The 207-nt window shown below is 41.5% G+C and carries 1 protein-coding gene; it reads left to right on the top strand.

Going from position 1 to position 207, the window contains the following annotated elements; genetic code table 11:
• Positions 1 to 34: 34 nt before the first annotated feature.
• Positions 35 to 207: FxsA family protein (locus tag FDX22_RS21145; protein ID WP_186805403.1), on the top strand; the 173-nt coding region annotated here is incomplete at its 3' end.

Here is a 207-nt window from a genome sequence, read left to right as displayed (position 1 = left end):
TGGTGAAAACGACTGTTTTCAACAGGAGAGCCCTTTGCGCTGGATACCATTACTTGCCATTTTTCTCTACGTTTACATAGAGATATCTATTTTTATCCAGGTTGCCCATGTGCTGGGTGTCCTGATGACCCTGATTTTGGTTATTTTTACCTCGGTTATCGGTATGTCTCTGGTTCGTAACCAGGGGTTTAAGAACTTTTTACTGAT

It is taken from the genome of Citrobacter sp. TBCS-14, assembly GCF_005280805.1.
Lineage (GTDB): Bacteria > Pseudomonadota > Gammaproteobacteria > Enterobacterales > Enterobacteriaceae > Citrobacter > Citrobacter gillenii.
Note: the sequence above shows the minus strand (reverse complement) of the source record. Positions and strands in the feature narration are given on the sequence as shown.